This is a genomic window from Deltaproteobacteria bacterium, from assembly GCA_019912665.1.
Lineage (GTDB): Bacteria > Desulfobacterota > GWC2-55-46 > GWC2-55-46 > GWC2-55-46 > UBA5799.
Genome location: JAIOIE010000018.1, coordinates 423,597 through 448,652 on the forward strand (window position 1 = coordinate 423,597; position 25,056 = coordinate 448,652).

At 57.3% G+C, this 25,056-nt stretch carries 20 protein-coding genes; 15 read left to right on the forward strand and 5 right to left on the reverse strand.

Going from position 1 to position 25,056, the window contains the following annotated elements:
• The first annotated feature begins 41 nt into the window (after positions 1-41).
• The 4 genes from K8I01_06485 to K8I01_06500 all read left to right on the forward strand — a co-directional run bounded on the left by K8I01_06485 (position 42) and on the right by K8I01_06500 (position 4,897).
• Positions 42-236: a uracil-DNA glycosylase gene (locus K8I01_06485; protein ID MBZ0220061.1), complete on the forward strand. Its 195-nt coding sequence runs from the start codon at positions 42-44 to the stop codon at positions 234-236.
• 31 nt (positions 237-267) lie between these two features.
• Positions 268-1,659 carry a TldD/PmbA family protein gene (locus K8I01_06490; GenBank protein MBZ0220062.1) on the forward strand — a complete coding sequence of 464 codons (1,392 nt, stop codon included), beginning with the start codon at positions 268-270 and terminating at the stop codon, positions 1,657-1,659.
• Between the two features lie 590 nt (positions 1,660-2,249).
• Positions 2,250-4,160 carry a carbon starvation protein A gene (locus tag K8I01_06495; GenBank protein MBZ0220063.1) on the forward strand — a complete coding sequence of 637 codons (1,911 nt, stop codon included), beginning with the start codon at positions 2,250-2,252 and terminating at the stop codon, positions 4,158-4,160.
• Positions 4,161-4,225: 65 nt separating this feature from the next.
• Positions 4,226-4,897: a phosphoribosyltransferase gene (locus tag K8I01_06500; GenBank protein ID MBZ0220064.1), complete on the forward strand. Its 672-nt coding sequence runs from the start codon at positions 4,226-4,228 to the stop codon at positions 4,895-4,897.
• Positions 4,898-5,062: 165 nt separating this feature from the next.
• Here K8I01_06500 and K8I01_06505 read toward each other — a convergent pair whose 3' ends face one another.
• Positions 5,063-5,761, reverse strand: coding sequence for a PilZ domain-containing protein (locus tag K8I01_06505; protein ID MBZ0220065.1), 699 nt, complete (start codon positions 5,759-5,761; stop codon positions 5,063-5,065).
• The gene (locus tag K8I01_06510; protein MBZ0220066.1) at positions 5,758-7,017 is read right to left on the reverse strand and encodes a P-loop NTPase; all 1,260 of its coding nucleotides are present in this window, start codon (positions 7,015-7,017) and stop codon (positions 5,758-5,760) included. Before K8I01_06510 ends, K8I01_06505 begins: the two co-directional genes overlap by 4 nt.
• A 150-nt stretch (positions 7,018-7,167) precedes the next feature.
• On the opposite strand from K8I01_06510, the gene K8I01_06515 reads away from it, so the two are divergent.
• The 10 genes from K8I01_06515 to K8I01_06560 all read left to right on the forward strand — a co-directional run bounded on the left by K8I01_06515 (position 7,168) and on the right by K8I01_06560 (position 19,134).
• Positions 7,168-7,788: a cytochrome c3 family protein gene (locus K8I01_06515; protein MBZ0220067.1), complete on the forward strand. Its 621-nt coding sequence runs from the start codon at positions 7,168-7,170 to the stop codon at positions 7,786-7,788.
• Positions 7,789-8,126: 338 nt separating this feature from the next.
• Positions 8,127-9,185: a 6-bladed beta-propeller gene (locus tag K8I01_06520; protein MBZ0220068.1), complete on the forward strand. Its 1,059-nt coding sequence runs from the start codon at positions 8,127-8,129 to the stop codon at positions 9,183-9,185.
• Between the two features lie 311 nt (positions 9,186-9,496).
• On the forward strand, positions 9,497-10,552 hold the full coding sequence (locus tag K8I01_06525) for a hypothetical protein (GenBank protein ID MBZ0220069.1): 1,056 nt from the start codon (positions 9,497-9,499) through the stop codon (positions 10,550-10,552).
• 505 nt (positions 10,553-11,057) lie between these two features.
• The gene (locus tag K8I01_06530) at positions 11,058-12,083 is read left to right on the forward strand and encodes a peptidylprolyl isomerase (GenBank protein MBZ0220070.1); all 1,026 of its coding nucleotides are present in this window, start codon (positions 11,058-11,060) and stop codon (positions 12,081-12,083) included.
• Positions 12,084-12,236: 153 nt separating this feature from the next.
• Positions 12,237-12,737 (forward strand): cytochrome c, encoded by a 501-nt coding sequence (locus K8I01_06535; protein MBZ0220071.1) that lies wholly within the window; start codon positions 12,237-12,239, stop codon positions 12,735-12,737.
• Entirely contained in the window at positions 12,727-13,743 is a 1,017-nt protein-coding gene (locus K8I01_06540) for a formylglycine-generating enzyme family protein (protein MBZ0220072.1), read from the forward strand. The genes K8I01_06535 and K8I01_06540 overlap by 11 nt, the downstream gene beginning before the upstream one ends.
• Positions 13,712-15,334 carry a fused MFS/spermidine synthase gene (locus K8I01_06545; protein MBZ0220073.1) on the forward strand — a complete coding sequence of 541 codons (1,623 nt, stop codon included), beginning with the start codon at positions 13,712-13,714 and terminating at the stop codon, positions 15,332-15,334. Before K8I01_06540 ends, K8I01_06545 begins: the two co-directional genes overlap by 32 nt.
• 53 nt (positions 15,335-15,387) lie before the next feature.
• Positions 15,388-16,185, forward strand: coding sequence for a formylglycine-generating enzyme family protein (locus K8I01_06550; protein MBZ0220074.1), 798 nt, complete (start codon positions 15,388-15,390; stop codon positions 16,183-16,185).
• 101 nt (positions 16,186-16,286) lie between these two features.
• The gene (locus tag K8I01_06555) at positions 16,287-18,320 is read left to right on the forward strand and encodes a hypothetical protein (GenBank protein MBZ0220075.1); all 2,034 of its coding nucleotides are present in this window, start codon (positions 16,287-16,289) and stop codon (positions 18,318-18,320) included.
• A gap of 4 nt (positions 18,321-18,324) precedes the next feature.
• Complete coding sequence (locus K8I01_06560; protein ID MBZ0220076.1) at positions 18,325-19,134, forward strand: tetratricopeptide repeat protein; 810 nt, start codon at positions 18,325-18,327, stop codon at positions 19,132-19,134.
• Here the strand turns inward: K8I01_06560 and K8I01_06565 are convergent.
• Positions 19,131-19,922 carry a HEAT repeat domain-containing protein gene (locus tag K8I01_06565; GenBank protein ID MBZ0220077.1) on the reverse strand — a complete coding sequence of 264 codons (792 nt, stop codon included), beginning with the start codon at positions 19,920-19,922 and terminating at the stop codon, positions 19,131-19,133. The genes K8I01_06560 and K8I01_06565 overlap by 4 nt on opposite strands.
• 419 nt (positions 19,923-20,341) lie before the next feature.
• On the opposite strand from K8I01_06565, the gene K8I01_06570 reads away from it, so the two are divergent.
• Positions 20,342-23,059: a hypothetical protein gene (locus tag K8I01_06570; GenBank protein MBZ0220078.1), complete on the forward strand. Its 2,718-nt coding sequence runs from the start codon at positions 20,342-20,344 to the stop codon at positions 23,057-23,059.
• Here the strand turns inward: K8I01_06570 and larE are convergent, their stop codons facing one another.
• Positions 23,060-23,920 (reverse strand): ATP-dependent sacrificial sulfur transferase LarE, encoded by an 861-nt coding sequence (gene larE / locus K8I01_06575; protein ID MBZ0220079.1) that lies wholly within the window; start codon positions 23,918-23,920, stop codon positions 23,060-23,062.
• Positions 23,914-24,924, reverse strand: a complete 1,011-nt coding sequence (locus K8I01_06580) for a 7-cyano-7-deazaguanine synthase (GenBank protein MBZ0220080.1) — start codon at positions 24,922-24,924, stop codon at positions 23,914-23,916. The genes larE and K8I01_06580 overlap by 7 nt, the downstream gene beginning before the upstream one ends.
• Positions 24,925-25,056: the final 132 nt, after the last annotated feature.

Here is a 25,056-nt window from a genome sequence, read left to right on the forward strand (position 1 = left end):
CTTTTAGCTCCGCCCGGCAATCTTCGAGGCGGCCTTTAGGTATGGCGGTAGATGAAGACCACATAAATTGCTACCAATGCAGGCACTTCTATGTGACCTGGGACGAGTTCTTCCCGAGGGGGTGCAAAGCCCTGAGCTTCAAGAGCCGGGAGATGCCCTCTGCCGTGGTAAAGAGGTCCTCGGGGATGGATTGCCAGATGTTCGAAAAGAAAGAACGGGGAAGACGAAGCGAGTGAAAAGCTCTCTCGTAAGGAGGTTTAAGGATCGATGGGACTCATTGATGCTTTCGACCCTTTCAGGGTCCTTAAAGCCGCGCTCGCAAACGGCGGCGAGTACGCGGACATCTACGTCGAGGACACCGCCAATACCTCGATAGTCGCCGAGGAAAAAAGGATAGAGCGAGTCGTCACCGGCAGGGACAGGGGCGCGGGCATAAGGGTAATAGCAGGGCTAAAGACCTACTACGCGTACACGAACGACCTTACGGAAAAGGGGCTCCTTGAAGTGGCGGGCGCTGTTGCCAAGGGGGTGCGCGAAGGTAAGGAAGCAGGCGACCTGAACCTCACAAGGAAGGAATCCGCACCGGGATTCGATATAAAGCGCCTACCTTATAAGGCGGCGCTGGATGAGAAGGTCGGGCTCGTAAAGAGGGGCGAGAAGACGGCCTGGGCATTCGATAAGAGGATACGGCAGGTCAGGGTCGTCTACGGCGACGGCCTCCGGAGGACCGCCATCGTCAACTCCCTCGGCGAGTGGGTCGAGGAGGAGAGGAACGCGCTCCTTTTCCTCTGTAACGCCGTCTCCGCAGAGGGCGATGTCATGCAGACCGGATACGAGCCGCTCGGGGGCATAATGGGCCTCGAGGCATTCGACGAGACCCCGCCAGAGGCCATTGCCGAAGCAGCCGCCCGGAGGGCGGTAATGATGCTCGGCGCAAGGAGGGCTCCCGGCGGGAGCATGGCCGTCGTCCTCTCAAGCGATGCCGGAGGCACCATGATACACGAGGCCGTGGGCCACGGCCTTGAGGCCGACCTTGCCCTACAGAATCTTTCCGTCTATTCCGGAAAGCTCGGAGAGAAGGTCGCGAACGAATCCATAACCGTGCTAGACGATGCAACCATTCCCTATAAGCGCGGCTCGTTCTTCTTCGACGACGAGGGCACGCCTGCGGAGAGGACAGTGCTCGTCGAGAACGGCATACTCCGCTCATACATGTGCGACAGGCTCAATTCAATGAAGTCGGGCCTCCGGTCCACAGGGAACGGCAGGCGGGAATCCTATCACCACAGGCCCATACCGAGGATGACGAATACCATCATCGCGCCGGGAAAGGAGAGCCCCGAGGCCATAATAAGCTCCCTCGAAAAAGGGCTGTTCGTCAAAAAGATGGGCGGCGGCCAGGTGAATACCGTTAACGGCGATTTCGTCTTCGAGGTGACCGAAGGCTACCTTATCGAGAAGGGCAAGGTCGGCGAGCCTGTGCGCGGCGCGACGCTCACCGGGAACGGCCCGGACGTGCTCATGAAGATTGACATGGTCGGCACAGACCTGGGCTTCGGCATCGGCACCTGCGGAAAGGACAGCCAGGGCGTGCCGGTCTCGGACGCCCAGCCTACATTGAGGATTCCCGAGATAACTGTCGGGGGAGAGGCGAAGTAGAGCTGTCGAGTAATGTGATATATCCGGACATTATGGTTTTCAGAAATGGTGGGCTACGCCCACCATTTCTTTTTTACTCTGCCCTTATGCCGTCGAAACCGTTAACGCCTCCGCCCCAACCTGACTGACACACGCCATCATCGACATATTTTTTCCATTCTATCGGCGAATTGACAACCCATGTTTTACCGTGCCCATTATTCTATTCAGAAGGTGGGCATATCCCACCCTTGACTAAAAAATCAAAAAAAATAAGACCTCTTTTTGTCTCTCAAAACAATCCAGGGCATAAGGCGGAGTGAGCATAGGGGTGGAGAAGGGGCGGGCGAGGCGGGGTAGCAGGAGCGAGGCAAATGCCGAGCGACTTAAGGGCCGAGCCCCGAGGAAGGAGGCGGAAAGCGAACTGAGCCTTATGCCCGAAAGCGCGGCAGCGCGTTAAAAGGCATTTTGCAAGAACGCTCGAAAATTCTACGGCATTTGGAGCTTATAAACAGAGTGAATTATTGAGCCCATCTTCCCTCCCTTGACACCCCCATGCCGCCTGCCTTAAAATAGCCCATCTGCAATCTCCGTAAAAGGCATAAGCCCCCATGAAGCTTTCAAGCATCGTGATAGCCGCCCTCGCCATCGCCTTCGCGGTGTCCTTCGGTGTCACAACCCGCATCATAAACCCATCGGAGGGCGTGAACGCCCTCTGGCTCGTAATAGCTGCCGCGTGCTTCTTCATAATCGCCTACCGCCTTTACGGGGCCTTTATCGCCGCGAAGGTACTGGCCCTTGACGACCGAAGACCCACCCCTGCGGTTCGCCTGAACGACGGGTCTGACTACCACCCTACCCATCCGCTTGTCCTCTTCGGTCATCACTTCGCGTCGATCGCCGGGGCGGGCCCCCTCATCGGGCCGGTGCTGGCGGCGCAGTTCGGATACCTTCCGGGGTTTCTCTGGATACTCGTGGGCGCGGTCTTCGGCGGAGCGGTCCACGACATGGTAATACTCTTCGCCTCGGTAAGGAGGAACGGCTGCTCGCTCGCGGAGATAGCCCGGAAGGAGATCGGGCCGGTTGCGGGCTTCACGGCGGCGCTTGCCGTCCTTTTCATCATAATAGTGGCGCTCGCGGGGCTCGGGCTCGCGGTAGTGAACGCGCTTTACAAGAGCCCCTGGGGCACGTTCACAATAGCCGCCACAATCCCCATAGCCCTTTTCATGGGCATATACCTCCAGAAGCTCCGGCCCGGAAAGGTCGGGGAAGTGAGCGTCATCGGGATAGCCCTCCTCATAGCGGCCGTCGTCGGTGGCAGCTACATCCAGGGCACATTTCTCGAGCCCATATTCAACAGAGACAGGGAGTTCCTCATCTGGTCAATCGCCATGTACGGCTTTTTCGCTTCGGTCCTCCCCATATGGCTCCTCCTTGCGCCGAGGGACTACCTCTCCACCTTCATGAAAATAGGGACGGTAATAATACTCGCGGCCGGGGTCATCTTCCTTGCGCCCGAGATACGGATGCCGGCGGTCACGCGCTTTATCGAGGGCGGCGGGCCCATAATCCCCGGCACCGTGTTCCCGTTCATGTTCATAACCATAGCGTGCGGGGCCATCTCGGGCTTCCATTCCCTCATAGCCTCGGGCACGACCCCCAAGATGATAATAAGGGAGCGGGATATAAAGCCTATCGGCTTCGGCGCCATGCTCGCGGAAGGGTTCGTGGCGGTCATCGCACTCATAGCCGCGACCGTACTCATTCCGGGCGACTACTTCGCAATAAACACCACCCTTTCATTTGACGCGCTCTCGGCAATGGGCTTTGCCCCCGAGAAGATAAAGGAGCTCTCCGCAACCGTGGGCACCGAGGTGGCCGGAAGGCCCGGCGGCGCGGTTTCGCTCGCGGTCGGTATGGCTTACATCTTCAGCGCCCTTCCCGGCATGAAGGGGCTCATGCCGTACTGGTATAACTTCGCGCTCATGTTCGAGGCCCTTTTCATACTCACCACCATAGACGGCGGCACAAGGGTGGCAAGGTTCATACTGCAGGAGTTCGGGGCCACCTTTTACAACCCCTTGGGGAAGACCGGCTCCATGCCTGCAATCGTCGTCCTAACGGCGCTAGTCGTCGCGGCGTGGGGCTATCTCATAAGCTCTGGAAGTGTAGCCACCATCTGGCCCATGTTCGGAGTCGCGAACCAGCTCCTTGCCGCGATAGCGCTCTCGGTGGGGACTACCATACTCATCAAGATGGGCAAAACCAGATACGCATGGGTAACGCTTGCCCCCATGGTCTTCATGGTGGTCATGACGCTCGTGGCCGCCTGGAAGCTCTTCTGGATCTTCTCGGCCAAGGCAGCGGCGGCAATAGACCCCTCGCAGGCCTTCACCTTCCGCCTCGATTCAGTGCTCGTGGCGGTGATGGCCGTGCTCGCAGTCATAGCCGTCGCTGACGCGGCGCTAAAATGGATGGGACTCGTAAGCCAAAGGTCCATTCCCTCCGCTGAAACGGAATAAGCGCCTTATCCCCCACTTCTTGACAAGAGTTCATTAAAAGATAAGATTTAGGCAGGAGGCAACGAATGGACAGGCCTGCCCCTTACCAGGACAGGACGCACGCCGGACGGGCCCTTGCGGAGGTCTTAAGGAAGTACGCGGGCGAAGGGCCGGTGATTGTCGGGCTCCCGAGGGGCGGTGTGGTGGTGGCCGCCGAGATAGCCAGGGCAATCGGGGCCGAGCTCGACGTCATACTCGCGGGAAAGCTCAGGGCCCCGTACAACCCCGAACTGGCCATAGGAGCTGTCTCCGAGGACGGGCATGTTTACCTTAACCGCCTCGCGATAAGGGGCCTGCGCATCAAGGATAGCTACATCGAGGAGGAGACTCGATCAAGGCTCCGCACAATGCGGGAGCGCCTTAACCTTTACAGGTCGGTAAAGGAAAAGGTGCCGCTAAAGGGCAGGACTGTCATTATAGTCGACGACGGCCTCGCTACCGGCTCTACCATGATCTCCGCCATACAGGCGGCCCACGCCTCGGGCGCGAAAAAGATAATCGCCGCCGTTCCCGGCGGGCCCGCGGACACCGTGGACCGCATACGCGAGATGAAAGAGGTCTCGGAGGTCTTATGCCCGCACATACCCGACCTCTTCTTCGCGGTAAGCCAGCTCTATATCGATTTCAGCCAGGTCGAGGACAGCGAAGTGGCGGAGATACTACGGGCATCGAGCGAAGAAGAAAGGAAGCGCGCCTGAGGTCAAAAAAAATGGATGGACGGCGCTCTAAATAATTGAAAAACTCAACTCAAAATTATGCAGGCTGCAGGAGTCGAAAAATGAGGAATGAGGCGTACTTTTATCGTACGCCGGGGTGTCCAATTTTGAAGACGACGCAGCAGATTGGGCTTTTTCAGCAGCCTGCTAAAAAACCGTCTCTATGTAACTCTCTATCAGCTCCCTGTCCTTCTCCGGCATGTCGGTAAAGAGAAGCGCCATCCCCGGGTGCGACACGAGCCTTTTGAAGGGGTCACCGGGACTCGATATGATGTTCAGGTCCCTGTTCACGCTTATCTGGTAAAGGACACGGGCGCCGGTCGCAAGCTCTTTCCGGATTCCGGGCAAGTTGAACCGTAGCGTGCAGACCGAGTTCACGGGCGGCGGGTTGAGGCTCACGACGAATATGCCGTCCCTGCTCAAAAGAGTCGCGAACGAGCTTACCTCCCTTGTGCCGAACGATAGCGCAATTGGTATGTTTACCGGCGCCCTCGGATTCCGGCGGAGCATCTTCTCATAGAAAAAGGCCTTTTTAAAAAGGAACGCAAGGTCCTCGGGCGGAGTCTCCGCGCAAATGACCCCGAGGAGGCCGGCCTCCTTGAGCCTCCGCATCTCGGGCTCCGGAAGAGCGAGCCCGGTATAGACGAGAAATGGCCTTGGAGTCTCAAAATCCGCAGCCTTAAGCCCCTGCGTGCCGGAGACGCCTATTACAGGCAGGTCGTCGGCTGACGGAGAGACGTCCCGGCCTCCTGTAAAGACCGCAAAGCCGCATTCAGCGACGAGGTCTTTGAACGCGGGATGGAAGGCGTCAAGGTCCCCCGTGAGAAATACCCTGCCCGAGCTCATGTCTTTATCGTTATCCTGTTAGTTTTTATGGCCGCGACCGCGGCCCTGTGCTGCCTTGCGGCGAACTCTTTGAAGCCGGCCTGGGCCGCTTCCGGAGGCGCTTCCTTCCAGCGGGTCCTTTTGGAAAAGAATATCCTGCCGCCGTTATAGATGATGGTCTCGATGAAGGCGTCTGCGCCGCCCTGGGCCTCTGTCTGCACGTGGAAGACGGCCCCTTCATGGCTTATGTTCTCATTGAAGCCGAAGACCTCCTCTCCGGCAGGCTCCCCGGCATGGGCCGCGGGGTGGGCGGGCTCCGGGACTTTTTCCCGGCAACCGTCTTGTCCCTTTGCCTGAGGCGCTTCTTTCGCCAGCTCCTCGGATTTAAGGAGGTTCTGTATTACCCTTTTCATGTCTTCGTTAGCGTCCACAGCCGATTCCTCCAGCATAAAGGGCCTCATCTTCCGCGCGGCGTCTTTTATGGAGCGCCTTGACGGGATAGCGCCGACAAAATCGGTTTCAAGGCCGAGAAAAGTAGAGGCCGCGCCCTTGAAGGCCTCGGCCACCCTGACGTCTTCCATGGAAGACGCCATGTTCAGTAGGAGCCTGGGCCTGAAGCCCTTGACCTCCGTAACGGCGCGGGATGCCGCGTCCCTGTCCTCGGCCGCTATCCTTTCGCAGAGGTCCGGGAAGGACTTGACCGCGCCCCGGCTTCTCGGGTCAGTCGCGTCCTGTATTATCTCCGTAAGCCTCTGGTTCCCCGAGAAGAGCCTCTGAAGCCTCCTGTAGACGAAGCTCTTCAGGAATATGTAGGCGTTCTGTATGGCGGCAGGCTCGGGCGCCAGGACCACTATCCCCTGGCTTGAGAGCGAGAAGAAATCAAGGGTGTTGTAGGAAGAGCCCGCGCCGAGATCCACGATAATGTAATCCGCGCCGAGCTTCCTTATGCCGCTCATGAGCTTCTGTTTTCTGGCATGGGCCGGGTTTGCGATGCCGAGGAACTCTCCTGCCCCGCATATGAGCCGGAGATTGGGCTGGGCCGTCTCTATCATCGCCTCGTCGAGCTCGGCTATCCGGCCCTTGAGGAAGTCGTCGAGGCCGGTCGGAGGATATTTGATCCCGAAATATGTATGGAGGTTGGCCCCTCCGAGGTCCGCGTCCACAAGGACCACTTTCTTTCCGAGCCTGGCGAGCGCGCATCCTATATTGGCGGTCATGACGCTCTTGCCTATGCCGCCCTTTCCCCCGCCAATGGACCATATGGCCTTGCTTTCCATGCGTCCTAAATTATATCTTTGGGCAAGAATTGTCAAATATATTCAAGATATGCGCGGCATAATGCTTGACAAGCTCTAGTCGCGTCTGGTACAAACTTATATGGACGGGAAAATGTAAAAATCGCAACCTGTCCGGTATAAGGCCGGCAATTGAAACCTCTCCCCTCGAAAAAGCGCCACTTCGCCCTTTTCGCCATTCTCATTGCCCTTGCAATCGCGGGCTGCGGCGAAACACTCGACAGTCTTATCGACCCACGGGCGCAAAAGGTCAGCGCAAAACCCCCCCGCGAAGCTGAGACGGATTACTACGAGAAGTTCTATAAAGAGCTCGCTAAAAGGGCGGCAATCCGGAGGGGGACAAGCGAAATAGAGGCCTTGGACAGCCTGCCAAAGGACCCATCCGGGGAGGTCAACTGGACCGCCGCGGTCATGGGAGGATACATAACCCCAAGGGGCTCCATCGACCCCGAGGCGGAGGAGGAACCGATACTCGACCTGAATATATTCATAGAGGCGAAGGTCCCCCTCATGTTCAACGTCCTATTTCCCCATTCCATACACACTTACTGGCTGAGCTGCAACAACTGCCATCCCAAGATATTCATCCCCGAGGTCGGCGCAAACCCCATAACGATGGACGAGATATTCCAAGGCCAATGGTGCGGGAGGTGCCACGGCAAGGTCGCCTTCACCTTCTGGCCCAGGGACAACTGCGTAAGGTGCCATATAGTTAAAAAAGGCGAATCCCTTGAAAGGGAAAGGTGGAGGTAGTCACAACCTGAATCGCGAGCGCGAAGAGGCCTAAACAGCTTGACTCATCGGATTCAGCTGTGTAATATATCCCCTGCGGGCGGCATCGCAAAACACTTGAATATCTGCCGTATCTTTCAACTGGAGGCAACCTTTAGAAATTAGAGATCTTTTCCGCAATCAAGGAAGCCGGGAATAAATAGCGGAGCATATATGATAATATGTGAGCTTTTTATTCCCGTGATTACCCAGAGTCCGCGGAAAAGATCACTTTTTAGAGGTTGCCTTGAACCGCCGCGGTCCTTGCGGCTACGGGCTATAGCAACCCATAATCCTTTGAAAAGGAACGAGGAAGGCAAATGAGCAGATTCGCAAGGAAGCTTCTTTTCGTTTTGGCCGGCGCAATAATCCTCTACGGGTGCGCGCCGAAAAACCCACATAGCGACATCGTCTGGCCCGAACCGCCGGACCAGCCCCGCATAAAATACGTAAAAACCCACAGGGGCACCGCGGATTTCTCCAAGGGCGGGGTCGCGGCCAGCCTGATCCTCGGAGAGGCCTCAGGGACGAACCTCAGCAAGCCCATGGGCGTGCACGTGGACAGGCACGGCAAAGTCTTCGTGACGGATACCGCCAGGTCGGACGTCTTCGTCTTCGATACCAAGAACTCGAAGGTGTACACCCTGGGAGACATGGGTATCAAGATGTTCTACAAGCCCATAAGCATAGTGACCGACGACTCCGACAGGATGTTCGTATCCGACTCCCAGCTGGACACCGTGACCGCTCTCGCGCCCGACGGAAAGGTCATCCAGACGCTCAGGCCTGAAGTGCCTTTCCAGCAGCCTACGGGGCTTGCGGTCGACAACAACAAAAAAAGGCTCTACGTAATCGATACGCATACGCATGATATAAGGGTATTTGATCTCGAGACACTCAAGCACATCGACACCATCGGAAAACGGGGCAAAGAGGAAGGCGAATTCAATTTCCCCTCCTACATAGCCGTGGACCAGACGACGAGCAATATATACGTCGTCGACACCATGAACGGCAGGGTGCAGATATTCGATTCGGAAGGGAAGTTCATCAGGGCGTTCGGCCAGTTCGGGGACTCGCCAGGCATGTTCGCACGGCCGAGGGGAGTGGCGGTCAGCAGCGAGGGGCACCTGTATGTGGTGGACGCGGCCTTCAATAACGTCCAGATATTCAATACCGAGGGCAGGATCCTTCTGGGCTTTTCGGGATACGGAAGCGGCAGGGGCGCGATGATACTCCCTGCCGGCATAGCCATCGACAACGAGGACTATATATATGTCGTCGACTCATGGAACTCAAGGGTAACCGTATTCGAGTTCCTGGGTGAGAAATCAAAGGCAAGGGAAGCGGCTGCGGCGCAGTCAAAAAAGAAAAAGTAATACAACCTCTCCGAAAGCCGCCCCAAATCGGGGCGGCTTTTTTTCAACTAGCTGATTTACCACGGAAAACCAAGGTACACCACCAAGCCTTCCTCGGATTAAATTCAGATTAATTTTCCCTTGACAGCTTTTAATTTCGGGGTATAATGGAGCTAACCTGAGTAGACCGGAGGCTCACGGAGGGCCTCCAAAAGTTTTGCCGGCGACGATGCCGCAATACTGCCGATGACGGCGGACAGTATTGGCGGCCTTTTTTTTGGCTGCCACGGACGAGCTCAAAACTAACGAAAAACAATCAAAGGAGTAAGATTATGAAAAGGTTCACTCTCAGAAAAGCGCTCCTTACAGCCGCCGTCTTCACAGCCGCCGTCTGTACCGGAAGCATCGTCAGCGCGACCGACTTCACCACCGACTTCCAGGCCGGCACCGCCGCAAACGGTATCGGTAAGTCCAGGCACAACATGGGAGCCTTGGGCGGTCCGATAGCCACCAGGCAGACGACCGAGATATGCGTATTCTGTCACACCCCTCACCATGCCAACGTTGACGGCTTCGCGGCTGGCGAGAAGGCTCCTCTCTGGAACAGGACCAACGCCGCTGCCGCCGAGACCTTCACTCCTTATGGCACGACGGCTGCCGGCACCTCGATCGGCCAGCCCGGCGGCGCCTCGCTGGCCTGCCTTAGCTGCCACGACGGCGTAACCACCTTCGACAACCTCGTGAACGCGCCCGGCAAGGGTCTTGGCACCAACAAGGCTGCCTGGGGCTTCGGCATGGGTGTCTTCGACCAGGGCAACTTCAGGGGTGAGTCCACCGACCGCAACAACCTCGGTTGTACCTACGGCTGCCACGGCAACACGACCAACGAATATGCGGCAGTTGCCAAGAGCCAGATCGGCAGGCTCAACATCAGCACTGACCTCAGCAACGACCACCCGGTCTCCGTCGTATACTACGGCGCCGACCACGTCGATGGCGGAAGGGCGAGCCTCAGGGCCACCACCACTGACATAGCCTCTATCGACCTCTACTCCGACGTATGGTCGACCACGAACGCGGCTGTCCAGGCCGGCGGCAACCTCCGCCAGAACAAGTGGGCGGTAGGCGGTTTCGTATCTGACACCGCGACCATCGGCGACCTCCTCAGGAACGACAAGGTCGAGTGCGTCAGCTGCCACGACCCGCACTTCAAGAACACCAGCTGGGACGAGGTCAAGTCGACCTACCTCGAAGGCTACGAGGGTACCCAGAACTCCTGGTCCAACTGGTGCGGCAACAGCGGCGAAACCTGCACCGACGGTATGTTCCTCAGAAGGGTCGGCGGCAACACGGGTTCCGGCGTTTGCAAGACCTGCCACGAGAAGTAAGACAGCCCGCGTCTGAAAAGACGCTCTGTTGAGTATTGAAAAAAGGGCCGGCATATTGCCGGCCCTTTTTTTTCAGCCTGTTCGCCCTCCCCGCCTGACATCCCGCCAGAATCAATCCTCTCCGCTCAAGTAAAGCCTTTAGGCACACGGTACTGGTAAGAGAGCGCCGAGTGCAGAATTGCGAGTAAGAATGGCCAGAGGCGGATGAAAGCGACTGAGGCGCCTGCAAAAAATCCGTAAAAGATTGCCTCGCTCGCCGCTATGATGCCCGAGTTCCTCGTTAAAAATTTTTAATATCCCGATAACCCCGGTTTTAAGCAAAAAAGGCTAAAATAGCCCTGCTCTATGCCATGCCGACCCGGGAGAAATATCGCGCCCGCATTCTCCGATTCCAAGTAGGGGCTTAAGGAGGCACCCGGAGGAAAATACGGCAGAACGCCTGAAAAATGTTTTATATTCCCGAGCTTTGTATTATAATGCAACCCAACAAAACGGAGGTTTTTATATGACGCGTCCATTCATGGGTTTTCTATTAGCCTCAGTCTCCGCCGTACTTATCGCCTTCTCGCCGGCCGGAGCCCAACCCCAACAGAACTATCAGCTGCTCGGCCCTAACGACGCGGTGGCCAAGGTGAACGGAGTGTCAATCACCAAGGGGCAGCTCGAAGGGACCATGAACAACCTGCTCCCCTTTATGACCTATCACCAGTCGGTGTCAGACGAGCGCTACCTGAAGATCCAGAGGAAAGCGCTTAACACTTTGATCGAGACCGAGCTGATATACGATTTCGCGAAGAAGAACAAGCTGGACAAGATCGACAAGAAGGAGCTCGACAAGGCTGTCAACGATGCGAAAAAGAACGTGCCCAAGGGCGATAGCTTCGAAAAAGTGCTTAAAAGAAGCAACATGACCGTGAACGATCTGCGCGAAATGCTCAAAAAGGAGCGCGTGGTCACCAAGGTTTCGGCCGAAAAGAGGGACGAGTTCGGGAAGAAGGCGTCTGAAGCGGTTACCGAGGAGTTCCTGAGGGACTACTACAACAAGAACAAAGAAAAATTCATGGAGCCAGAAAGGTTCCATTTAAGATCTATCCTCGTCAAGGCCGACCCCGGCGGCGGGGCGGTCGTCTGGAACGAGTCCAAGAGGAAGGCCGAGGAGATACTGAAACAAGCGAGGTCGGGCAAGGACTTTGCCAAGCTGGCCGAAGAGTTCTCCGAGGACCCTTACGCCAAATCCGGCGGGGACATGGGCTGGGCCCACGTGGGCAGCGTATTCGAGGAGATAGAGGAAGCGGTAGCGAGCGCGGAAGTTGGCAAGATAGTCGGCCCCGTGATGACCATCCACGGATATCACCTTGTAAAGGTCGAGGGCCGCAAGCCCCCGGTCCAGAAAAAATTCGAAGATCTCGACCTTGACAAGCTGAATCATGAGCTGCGGGAAAAAGAGTACAAAAAGTACTGGAGCGAATGGATGAAAGGCGTCAAGGACGCCGCGAAGATCGAGTACGTGCTCGAATCCCTGAAAGAATAGCTTGGGCCTCCAAGAGGCGCGGGTTACTTTTTACGAGAACTTAATCAAAACAGGGAGCGGCTTCGTTGCCGTCGGGTACGGTTCATCCGGTTCGACTCGAAGCTCTCTTTTGCTTCTTTCATTACCACCATCTGCATCGAAGGAACAGGACTTATGAACGGGCTGGTAAACAGGAAATCCCGAGCTGGCGCGGGCTTTGCCGCGGCTGCGCTGGCAGTAGTTATCGCCGTGCTGGCCGGCTGCTCAGGTGGGGGAAGCCCCGCGCCTGAGGCCGATCTCAAAAAGCCCGCCAGGGCAAATCTCGCCCAGGGCAAGGATATCTATTTCAGGTATTGCCATTTCTGCCATGGCCGCACAGGCTACGGAGACGGCCCGGTCGGGATAGCGCTATCCCCGCATCCCGCGAACTTCGTCGAGGACCGGAAGCGTATGGCCAAGACCGATGATGAGATGTTCAAGTCCATAACCGAAGGCGTCCACAAGGACATCGGCGGAGAGGCCATGTCGATGCCGAGATGGCAGGAGATACTCACCGAAGAGGAAAGGTGGAACGTGCTCGCCTATATCAGGCACCTCGAAAAAGAGGGCCTCAAGGCCATGGAGGCAGAGGGCCGGGGCGCGTCCGCCGTTACGGAGGGCTCTGATGAGAAATAGCTCCAAGGGTATCATAGCGGCGCTATTCCTGGTTTCCGCCACCGCAGGCGTGAACGGGCTCGCCGGGCAGTCTGGCGATTACGACCCTGTCACGGGCGAGCCTGACTGCACGAAATGCCATACGCCCGACAGGCGGTATTCGATAGACTACACCAGGGACGATTCCTGCGCCGAGTGCCACGGCCCCGGCCTGAGCGAAAGCTATATCGAGATGAACGAGAGGTACGGCTCGCCCCACGGCGCAGCCGAGGCGGACAAGTACGCCAGGGCCGCGACGAAAGCGGAAAAGGAGAAGAAAGCCGCCGCTAAGGGCGCCTCGCCTGCGCCTGAGGGCATGGTCCTGGTGCCCGCAGGCGAGTTCACAATGGGCTCGAACGACTGGTGGCCGAAGAGCCAGCCCGAGCACAAGGTCCGGATGGACTCGTTCTATATCGACAGATACGAGGTCACCAACAAGCGGTTCAAGCGGTTTGTGGACGCAACGGGCCGCCCGCATCCGGAGCACTGGACCGGCGGACGCATACCCGAGGAAAAAGAAAACCACCCGGTCGTGTACGTCAGCTGGGCCGATGCCGACGCCTTCTGCAAATGGGAGGGCAAAAGGCTCCCGACCGAGCAGGAATGGGAAAAGGCCGCAAGGGGCACGGACGGCAGGACCTTCCCCTGGGGGGACAAATTCGACAGGAACAAGGGCAACACCCCACAGTACGGGAACGAGGACACCCTGCCTGTAGGAAGCTTCGAGGAGGGCAAGAGCCCGTACGGGATATACGACATGGCCGGCAACGCCTTTGAATGGACCGACAGCTGGTTCAAGCCCCATCCCGGCAACACGCACCCTGACGAGAACTACGGGGAGATATACAAGGTGCTGAAAGGCGGCTCATGGTACGACTGCACCTATTACAAGTGCGGCATCAGCGCCCCGGCCTTCAACAGGATATTTTTTCATACTCTGACGAGGAACAACAACTTTGGCTTCAGGTGCGCAAAAGACGCAAGATAGCGCCGGGGCATGGAGGGGTGCTGAGCGGAGCAGGGCTGCAATAGGGGCATACCTGGTCTTCACCGCCTTTTTAAGCGGCGCCATCGTGATGGTCATCGAGCTTCTCGGCTCCCGGATCATCGGCCCGCCGTTCGGAGTAAGCCTTTTCGTATGGACGTCCCTCATAACCGTGGCCCTCGTCTCCCTGGCCATAGGATACTGGTTCGGCGGCAGGCTCGCAGACAGGAGGGCCAGCTGCGGTTCCCTCTTTGCGATAATACTGATTGCCGGCGTCTTCGTGCTCTCGATCCCGCTCATCAAGGGTCTCGTCATAGGAAAGGCCGTCTACCTCGGTCTCCGGGCCGGGTCGCTGGCGAGCTCAGCCATCCTTTTCGGCCCCCCCCTCTTTCTCCTCGGTATGGTAAGCCCGTATACCGTGAAGCTTTACATGCGCGAGGGCATGGGGGTCGGAAGGACGGTCGGCTGGCTCTATGCCGTTTCAACCTTCGGAAGCGTCACGGGAACGGTCCTTACGGGCTTTCTCCTCATCCCGAATCTCGGGGTCAATAACATTATTTATCTTTCCGCCTTCATCCTCTTCGGGATTTCCGCCGCCTACTGGGCGGTCTTCATGAGGAAACCGCTTGCGGTCGCCCTCATGGCCCTCCCGGCGGTCCTTTTTTTTGTCCCGGATGAGCTCCCTTCCGTCACGAGGCCGGACGGCACCAACGTCTCGGTCGTCATGAGCAAGGACAGCCCCTACGGGCAGATAAAGGTCGTGGACTACTTCTACGGAGATACCAGGTACAGGGAGTTCCTGCTTGAGAATATAATCCAGGGCGCAATCGACGTCAAAACCGGCCTGCCGATATCGAAATACACCTATTACGCCGAGCAGCTCGCGATTGCCTACCGGCCCGGCTCCGAACGGGCACTCGTGATAGGGCTGGGGAGCGGCATACTCCCCAAGAGGTTCAGCCGCTATGGCATCTCCACGGACGTGGTCGAGATAGACCAGGCCGTCATAGACACTGCCTCGAAGTACTTTTCATTCGACCCGGGAAAGCACAGGATATTCATCCAGGACGGGCGGTACTTCCTCAAATCTCCGGGAGATGATTACGACATCATCTTTCTCGATGCGTTCTCCGGGGACACCCCGCCAAGCCACCTCGTGAGCATTGAATCATTCGAACTCATGAAAAAAAGACTCGCCGAGAACGGCGTGCTTCTTATCAATTTCATCGGTGAAAGCCGGACAGGGACGCACGAGGTCCCGTCCATGCTGAAGAGCACGCTCAAGCGCGTCTTTTCGCACGTGGACGTATATGCGTCCGCAGGATATTTTTCCGATACTCCGCAGATAGTCAATCTCCTTTTCGCGGCTTACGACGGGAAAAGGGACATTGCCGGGTTCGTGCCCGAGGACGTCTTCCCGCCGTTCATGGAAGACCTGAAAGGCCTTTATTCCAGGAAAATACGGCTTGAAGATTCAAGCGGCATGCTTTTTACCGACGACCACAACCCTATCGATTTTTACGATCTGAATACAAGGGAGCGGTTTAGAGAGTCGATAATTTCAAGCACAGACAGTGCCGTTTTTATTTATTGATATTAAAACTCAGGGGGCCCAGAGCCGCCCTGTTTAACGCAAGGAGGCCATTGATGCTCGGGATTGTATTGAGGAAATTCGCGCTAGTTTCCGCGCTCGCTGCTTTGACTGCCTGCTCGTCCTCCACGCCACCCGAAGGCATGGTTCGCGTCCCTAAAGGAAAGTTCACGATGGGAAGCAACGAGGTGGATAAGGAAGCCAAGGCGGTCCAGTACGGCGACAGGAGGCCCTGGTACGCCAACGAACGGCCGGAAAGAACGGAGAAGCTCAAGGAGTTCTACATCGATACCGCGGAGGTGACCAACCGCCAATTCAGGGAATTCCTGGCGGCTACCGGACTGCCCGCGCCTCCGCACTGGATGGGCGGCAACTACCCATCCGGCCTCGACGACCACCCGGTGACCATGGTTACCTGGCCAGAAGCCGACGAGTTCTGCAAATGGAAGGGGAAAAGACTTCCCACGGAGGCCGAGTGGGAGAAGGCCGCCCGCGGCACCGACGGAAGGCGTTTCCCCTGGGGAGACGACTTTGACCTTAAAAAAGTGAACACGCTCGGGGCTTACAATGGCACCCTGCCGGTCGGCTCGCTCAAGGACGGGGCAAGCCCGTACGGCGCAATGGACATGGCCGGAAACGCACAGGAATGGACAGCCGACTGGTACCAGCCCTATCCGGGAAACGACTTCAATGACAAGGACTACGGCGAGCGCTTCAAGGTAGTGCGCGGCGGCGGGTGGGGAGGAATGGGCCATTACAGCCTCCAGGTCTACGTCAGGGCGGCCTTCAGGAACGCCGCTCCGCCTCAGGGCCGGTTTGACGACGTTGGGTTCAGGTGCGCCTGGCAGGGGTAGCCCGTCTCCGTCTGCCGGGGGCATATTTACCGGCGCGATAACGGCTGAACTGATGGAAAGGACCGTTCTTGATGTTTATTGGCAGCAAAAAGGCGATATGGTTGACCCTGTTCCTGACTACGACAGGGGTTCTATTGCCGGCTGCCGGGCTCTGCGCTGACGACCCCAGGGACCCGTATATCTACAGGCTCCTCTACGGGAGCGTTCAGTTCGATTTCAAGCACCATACATCCGAGGACAAGATCCGCACAAGAGAGAGCGATTCTTTCAAGCAGACCTACAGGCTGGACACCCTGGGCAACATCTATTCGCGATACCTCATGACTTACAACGCCGGGGTGAGATACGTAACAAGCGACACCAGCTATTCCTATACCGCCGACCGCGAAAGGGACGGCCTGGGTTATTACCTGAAGACCTCGTTCCTCCCGAAGTCGACTACACCGCTGGACCTCTCGGTAAGCCGGTCCACGAACACGACCTCCTTCTCGGAAATGGAGAACGAAGACACCATCACGAAATACACTCTAAGGTGGGCCTTGAAGAGGGACGACCTCCCCAAGACTATCCTTACGGCTTCGCAGACCGAGTCCGAGCACAACGGCGACAGCTCGACCGCCTCGCATTACAGGCTTGAGATGCAAAAGGCGCTCGGGCGCACGCATAACAGCTTCTTTTACAACTACACGACCGCCGACAACTCGGATAGCGTTACGGGCCTAAACTTCATAAACCGGACCATCCTCTCGAGGGACACGACCCTGCGGTTCGGGTACGCGAGAACCCAGACAGACCCGCGCTCCGAGGGGTCTTCCGAGGACACCACCCAGGGGATAACCATCAACCTGAGGTCCAGGCCCGGCCGGGAGTTCAACCAGTCTCACAACTACAGCTACTACCTGAGCGAGACTGAATCCCGAAAACTCCACGGGCAGTCATACAGCGGCGCGGTCAACTACAGGTTTTCGAGCAACCTGAGCACGAACATGAGCCTCTATACGAGCGATTCGGTGACCGAATCCGCGACATCGACGCTGGAAAGCTCGGCCCTCGACCTCAACCTCGGCGCGAACTACATCCTAAGCCGGAATGTTGCACTCGGGCAGACGCTCACTTATGAATATGACAAGCTCACGAACGGCAGGATCAGGGAGAGTATCCTCACCCAGACCTCGGTCACGTATGGAAAAAACATAGGATGGGCTGACCTCTCCACCTCTTACGGGCTCGGCTACAGGGAAAATTCCCTTGACGAGGATAGGACCAATACGAATACGGAGCTTACCGGCCTCGACCAGAACGTTTCCGCAAGCCTCAGCAATATCGACCTGACCAGGTTCGCGTTCTTCAACGCCTCCGCAAGCTACAACAATTTTTCAGACGGGTCCGGGACTCTCAGCAGCGGCCACTCGTATTCCCTGGGCGCATCGAGCAGGGAATGGCAGAAATACGCGTCAGTCTCGGCTAATTATTTCTATTTCACGAACTCCTCCCAAATATCATTCGACAACAGGGATGAGGAGCGCCTGAACATCAACGCAAACTCGAGCTATTTCAAATATGTCGACCTGGGCTTATCCTACGAGGCTGCCTCGCTATCCCACGAGTTTATCGAAATCGACAACAAGGACGAGGAGCGGTTCAAGTTTACGGCGGATTCCACTTATTTCAAGAACACAACCCTGACCTTCTCGTACGACTTCTACAAGATCACTGACCCGGTGAACGGCACGTCAAAAACGACGAACACCAACTTCGGAGCGGGGCACCTCCTCACGCACAGGAGGACCCTCATGGGAGGCGATCTGGTCCTGCGCCTCGGGCTAACCCGGAGAAAGAACGATTTTTATGTGGAAAGCGAGACGGTAACGGCGCTGAACCTCTCTGCGGCTTACAGAAGACGCCTACTCCGAAACTCGGAATGGAACGCGATTGCCGACAGGTCGACCACCTGGAGGAATGACGAGTTCATAGAGGTCACCACCATCACCAATTCCATCAATACCGCCCTGAGGCATTGGACCTTGTTCTTCGAGCACCGGTTCCTGATCCACGAAGAGAACAGGAACGAGCGGACGGAGAACACCTTCTACCTGAGGGCTTCAAGGGGCTTCTTCAGGATGCTGCCTTTTTAGCTCAATGGACGGGACCCGCACGATAGCGGCCTCGCTCGCGTCAGGCCTCCTGCTAGCCGCGGCGATAGCCCTCTCCTTTGCGACCCACGCAAGAAACGCGGCCTGGTCGGACCCGCTCGCAATGTGGCTTGACGTGGCCGGGAAGTCCCCCATGAAGGCCAGGGCCCATTACAATTACGCCATCGCGCTCGCGAAGGCCGGCCAGATCGAAAAGGCCCTGGACGAGAACCTCAAGGCGATAGCGCTGAGTCCCGGCCTTGCAAGGGCCCACTTCAACATCGGCGCAATCTATCACGCCCGGGGCAGGGTGGATGAGGCAATAGAAAAATACCGGCTCGCCCTGTCGCTTGATCCGCAGATAGCGCAGGCCCGGAATAATCTCGGATACGCGTATTACACGAAAGGCCTCCTGGAAGAGGCCATGAAGGAATACAGGCTCGCCCTCGAAATAAAGCCCGCCAACACCAACACGCATATCAATATCGGGGATATCCGCGCGGACAGTGGGGAGCTTGAAGAGGCGCTGGCGGCGTACAGGAAGGCCCTTTTTTATGAACCCGGGAACCTTATGGCGGGCTTGAAGGCCGGTAACACCCTCCTTGCCCTTGGGAGGTACGGAGAAGCCGAGTTCGCGCTCAGGGAGACTGAAAAGCGGGGCCCCGGCTCAGCTGAAGCACACTACGCACTCGGGAACGTCCTTATGAAATCCGGAAAGATGGATGAGGCGAGGGCCGAGTTCCTCATGGCTCTGGGACTGGACCCGGCTCATGAAAAAGCGAGGGAATCCCTCTCTGGGATGGATCTCGCGCGTTAGGGCCTTATCTTCCGGAGCGCGCTCGTTGCCTCGGACCTTACCTGCTCGAAGGGTGAATCCGCGAAGGCCTGTATGAACCCCTCGAACCCCCTTGCCTTGTCCCTGAGCGACGCGGCAACCCTGAGGAGCCCTATTATCGAAGCGTTGTCTTCCCTGTCGCCGGCATTCGTAAGCGCCTCGAAGATTTTTTGCACGTCAGCAGCGCCCAGCTCCTCCGCGGAATCCGCCAGCGCCTCTGCGGTGACATCCAGCCCCTCCGGACTCCCGGAGCCGAGTAACGCAAGGAGAGCCTCGATACCTTTCCGGCCGGATTCAACGAGGGCCTGGGCCGACGAGGACCTTAGCTCAGACTCCCGTTCACCGAGCACGTGACGCCTGACTATATCCAGCCCTTCAGGGAAACCCTGAATTAGCGCGAGAGCCGACGCTTTCCTCACATGCTGACTATCGTGGTTCAGATGTTCCGTAAGGAGATTTCTGGCCTCGAAGGACCTTATCCGCGCAAGCTCCTGGGCCGACATCATTGAAATCTCCTCGTCCCTGCTCACAAGCCCTGAGGCCATGATCTCGTAAAAGACCTTGTTCCTGGCCAGCGCCACCATGTGCAGTATGGTCTTTGGGTAGACCCCCTGCGGAGGCGTATCGACAAGGTTCGAGAGCTCTTCAGCCGTCCCGGAGGGGTCCTCTTTCGCCAGGTGGTTGAGCAGCATCGCCCCCTCCTCCCTCGTGACGGTCCCGGCCACTACCTTGAGGAACATGTTATTAAGCTTTTCTTTTATGGAGCTCATCTGCATTAAATCCTTGATTGGATTCGGCCTGGATGGCTGACGCCCCCGGGCTGGATTCTGCCTGTAGCCGATGAGAAGAACGACTCCCGGGGATTTATACCACAAAAAAGGCCAGGGGAAAACAGGTTTAATGCGTTCCCGGTCAGGTTATGCAACCCGCCGGGAAATACGGATTTCAGGGAATATTGAAGCTGATTCCCGTTTTTTTATCGTAAACCATGGAACAAATCTCTTCAGTGACCGTGCGCACGGAGCGCCCCGGAGGGTGTGACTTAAGCCCTTGATTTAAAGCCCTTTTAACTGATAAGCTTAGGAAAGAGCAGATGTTCTATCCGGGTCTTATTGCAAATTGAAGGTTCCAGAGGGGGCCAGGCGAGCCTGCAGAGCATCGGGCCAGCACTGAACTAAAAGGACTGCAGATGAGCGGCTATAACGGCAGGAGGCTTGAGCTTCTAAACCGGCTCGCCTCAGGGAATATAGACTTCACCGGGGGCAGGCCGTGGACGCTGGACCCGAGGGAGCTGCGCTTCAAGCACGGCGAGACGATAACGGAGTTGAAGCTCCCCTATCACATGGGGGGCGATGATGAAGCCTGCGTTGAAGAAGCAGTCTTCGGTCTGGCATCCAACCTCTGCAAGCGTTACGACCCGAAGATGGAGGGCGCGGACCCTGCCCCCATGCTCCTCCTTACCGGCCAACTTAAGCCCAAGTCCTTCAGGACCGACCTCTTCATATCGGGCTCGCTCGAAAAAGAAACCGCCTCCCTGGCGCTCGCCGGGGTGCCTTATATCGACAGCGCCATTCTCGCAAACTGGCTGGGCTCAGAGGGCCACGGCCGGAAGTTCGTAAAATGGGTCTCCGGATACTTCGAAAAGATGCTAAAGGAAGAGGCCCGGTCCGGAGGAGAGGAACGGACCGCCTATATAGCGCTTCTGGCCCTCATAAACACGATAAGGAAAAAGAAGGAGAAGGCAAAAGGGCTCAGGATAAAGGGCATCCCTTACGAGAAAGCAGACCTGGCCACAGGACTCGTAATGTTCCTGACGCTCAGCGGGGCGCTAAACTCGTTCCTTGAAAAGCTCAGGGGGTCGGGTGCGTCATATTTAAGCGAGGACACCCGGTTTCTCCTCATTTCGGCCCTGTCCCCGAAATCATTTCTCTCGATACCGGCCGCGCTCGTTTCGACCGCGCTCAACCCCTACGGTATAAACGAGGAGACATTCGCCGCCCTCTCGAAAGTGGCGGCCGGCCTGGACGAGGGCCTCTCGATCGAAGATATGGTCAAGGCCACACTTAAGGCTGCCGGCAAGGACCCTGAAGTGAGCGAGGCCGTTCGCGCGCAGGCGTACATAAACACATTCCGGCGCGAATCGCTCGCCTTTCTTTCCGAGTTCGATCAGCCCACGGAGGCGCAATCGGCCCTTTTTGAGATATACAATGAAGACAGGCTGATAAAGAACTTCCTCTCGGACCAGAAACAGATCTCCGACCTATGGGCCGGGCTCGAAGAGATACGGAAAAGATATGCGCTCGACCGGCAGAGGAACGAGACGGTGCTGTCCTTCCAGAAATTCATCGAGGGTTTCAGGAAATCGAGGTTCGGAAGCCTCCTTAAGCGCCCGAAGAGGCCCGGGGAGGACGCCGCAGGGGTCGTAGAAGGGTATTACGCCTGCGTCTTCGACGACCTCGTTGAAAGCTTTACCGGACCTATGAGGAACTGCCTCGCTGACAGGCGCGAGGAGTTCAAGCCCGGCCTGCTTGTCGAGGAGTACGGGAGGGGCCGCCTTTACCGCTTCTCACTGGACGACAGGGCTGTCATCAAGGGGCTCACTGTCGAGGAGGAGGGCCAGCTCTTCATTGACATGAAGGACTTCTCGAGGAGGACCTTGAAGGTTAGGGAAATAGCAATGGCGGACTTCATGCGGGAGCACTTCTACAAGCCCATACTGGACGCGGCCAGCAAGTACGGGATGGGGAGAGGGATTTCCGCCGACGAGCGCGGCATAAGGCTTACGAACCTTCCGGGGGACGCGGCGATATTTTCTGGCGGGGTATCATACCTTGTAGCCCTGGCCAGGGACATCCAGCAGATAATACGGAAGTACCGGGAAGAACTCATGAAGAAGCTCCCGCCCAGAAGGGAGGAAGAGCTCCTTGAAGAGGTGCACAGGAGGTTCGCTGCAAGGAAGGAGGACCTCAAGCGCAAAAGGGCCGAAATAAACGCGGCGCTTGCAAATAATGAACCAGGCGTGGAGGAAAGGCTCGCCTCTCTCGGAGAGGAGGAGCACAGGGTCGAGGCCACCTACAGGGAGGAGCTTGAGACTGCCATAAAAGGCGAGCTCGAGGCCGGGCTCTACATAGCCTACGGAGCAAAGGCCGAGACCCTCATAATAGAGACAAGGCAGGGTTTCTCAGAGCCGGTTAGCGTCTCCATAGGCGGCAAGATAAACGAGGCATCCAGGGGCACGTTCAGGAACCCGCTCGTAAGGGCAAAGCTCGAGCGCTCGCTCGAAAACGAAAGGGCAAAGCGCGGCAATAAGGGGCTCAGGTATCCCTTTAACGCGTACATAGACAGGGTCTGCTCGGTTAAGCTCCCGCCCGAGCTAGACAAGGCCTTCGAAAAGCTCGTATACTCGAGGGAAGCCGCGAACTCGAAGGCGATGGCGCAGGTGCTGGCGAACGAGTTCCTGAACGACGTAAACCGCATAATCTCCGGCGAGCCGTTCTCGAACCTCAAGGTCATCTCGCCGGCAGCCGACATCTACAACAAGGGCGAGGTGCTGAGCCTCAATGCGCTCGAGGCGTATATCAAGGAAGGAAAGGGCTCGAAATGGTTCTTCAGGAAGGCTGTCAAAACCGATGAGCTGCACCCGTCCATCCGGGAAGAGTTCTTCTTCCCATTCGAGCCGCTTGACTTCTGGTTCAGCCACGAGCAGGTGAAAGGGGCGGATAAGGTCGAGGCCTTCTGCAGAATAGGAGAGGTAATCTTCAAGGGCTTCGAGGAAGCGACCCCCATGCCCGTTTACGAGATAGTAAACTCAGAGGGGGACTTCTTCAAGGACCTCATCAAGCACCACTTCAGGCAGTGGCGCGAGGAGGCGCGTAAAGAGAGCCTGTCACAAGGGGTTTTGACCTGACTATGCTTTTTTAAGCGCCTCGTTCATGCTTCCGGTCCTGTAACCCTGCAGATCGAGCGTGACATATACGAAGCCTGCCGACTTAAGCCCCTGAACGACCTTCTTCCTCAAGCCGTCATCGAGAAAACGCCTGAGGTCCCCTTCATCCACCTCTATCCGCACGGTCTCGCCGTGGTAGCGCACCCTGAACTGCCTGAAACCGAGAGACCTCAAGAGCTCCTCGCCGAGCGCGACCTTTTCAATGCGCTCCTCGGTTATCCTGGTCCCGTACGGGAAGCGGGAAGAAAGGCAGGCCTGGCTTGGCTTATCCCAGGTCGGGAGATCGAGCTCTTTGCTTAAAAGCCTTATTTCCGCCTTTGTCAGTCCGGCTTCCTGAAGAGGGCTCCTGACATCGAGCTCGGAAGCGGCGGTCCTCCCCGGCCTGTAATCGAGGGCGTCGTCGGTGTTCGATCCGTCCGCTACGCTTTTAAAGCCCAGGGACTCGGCCTTTTCCCGGCTAATGGCGAAAAGCTCGCTCTTGCAGTAATAACACCGCTTTTCGGTGTTCTCGGCGAAGTTCGGTATCTCGAGCTCGTTCGAGTCCACTACGATGTGCCTGGCCCCGATAAGCCGGGCAAGCGAGCTGGCCTCCTTAAGCTCGCTCGCGGGATAGGTGGGAGACACCGCGGTAATGGCGGCGGCCTTTTCCCCGAGCGTATCCACGGCCACCTTCAAGAGGAAGGTCGAATCGACCCCGCCTGAGAACGCCACGAGCACTGAGTCCATGCCGAGGAGTATGCCCTTGAGTTTCGCAAGCTTAAGTGATGCCGATTCCCTCTCCGCGTCTCCCCACGGCTCGCCGGAAGCCGGACCGCTCAGCATACCCTAGTCTCCTCGATTACCGGCTCTGGAGCCGGGCCTTCCACCTCAAAATCCATTGACCAATCGCCTCGCGTGGCCTTGATGCTTCTCTGCCCCCCTGCCTTGTCAAGGGCGTATTTCAGGATGAGGCTCCCCGCGAACCGGAGGGCCTCTTCCCCGCCCTCGCCCGAGAGGACCGCGACCGGGCCCGGGAACCCGCCCGGCTCTATGAGGGTATCGCCTTCCTGGAGCATGAGGCGGAGCCTCGTGTTATCAGCCTCGTTCCTCCCGACTATGACCTTCGATTTCTTGTACCTGAAGTGCCTGCCGGTCTTAAGGAGCTCAAGGTCCCTCTTGGTGACGTCGGCCTTGTTCTGGAGGAGGTCCCTCACCTTTTTCGAGAAGATCTTGTCCGTAAGGAGGCAGCCTCCGGAAGGGCACGGGTAGTCATTTATATCGAGGTCCTCGGCAAGGTCCATCTGCTTCCGCCTCGACCTGCCGAGGACGTCAAGGAGCTTTTCCCTGTCCACCAACCCCTCTTTTTCGGGTATCGTGGGCTCGAGCTGCTTGGCGCTTAAGGGCCGGAGTATCAGTCCTTCGAGACCGCTCTCCCTCTCGATGACCCTCATGGCGTCCTTCCTCTGGCTCATGGGGCGCTGGCCGAGCACCTCTCCGGTTATGATGAACGAGGCGCCGATCTCGCGCATGTACTCCCCGGCCCGCTTGAACATGTAGACCCTGCAGTCCACACAGGGGTTCATGCCCTTGCCGTAGCCGTGCCTGGGGTTACGCACGATCTCGATATAGTCCATGCCCTTGGGGAGCACCTTTATGGGAATGCCGAACTCCTCGGCGACCCTCTTTGCCTCGCTCTTGCAGCCGCCCCCTCCGCCGCCGTGGTTGCAGGTGCAGAAACCTGAGGTGAAGTTGAGAGCGTGGACCTCTATGCCCTGGTCGAGCATGAGCTTGACGGCGAGCGTTGAATCCAGGCCGCCCGAAAGGAGCGCTACAGCCTTTATAGCCAATTTGTGATCTCCATTATTTGGATTATTGTATTTCGGTTCATTGCGGGGCGCCAAGAACTCTCAGAAGCCCGTCCGGAAAACGATAAATCCTTGTATTTCCGCAAAATATAATTATACTGAGAAGGTGCGGGG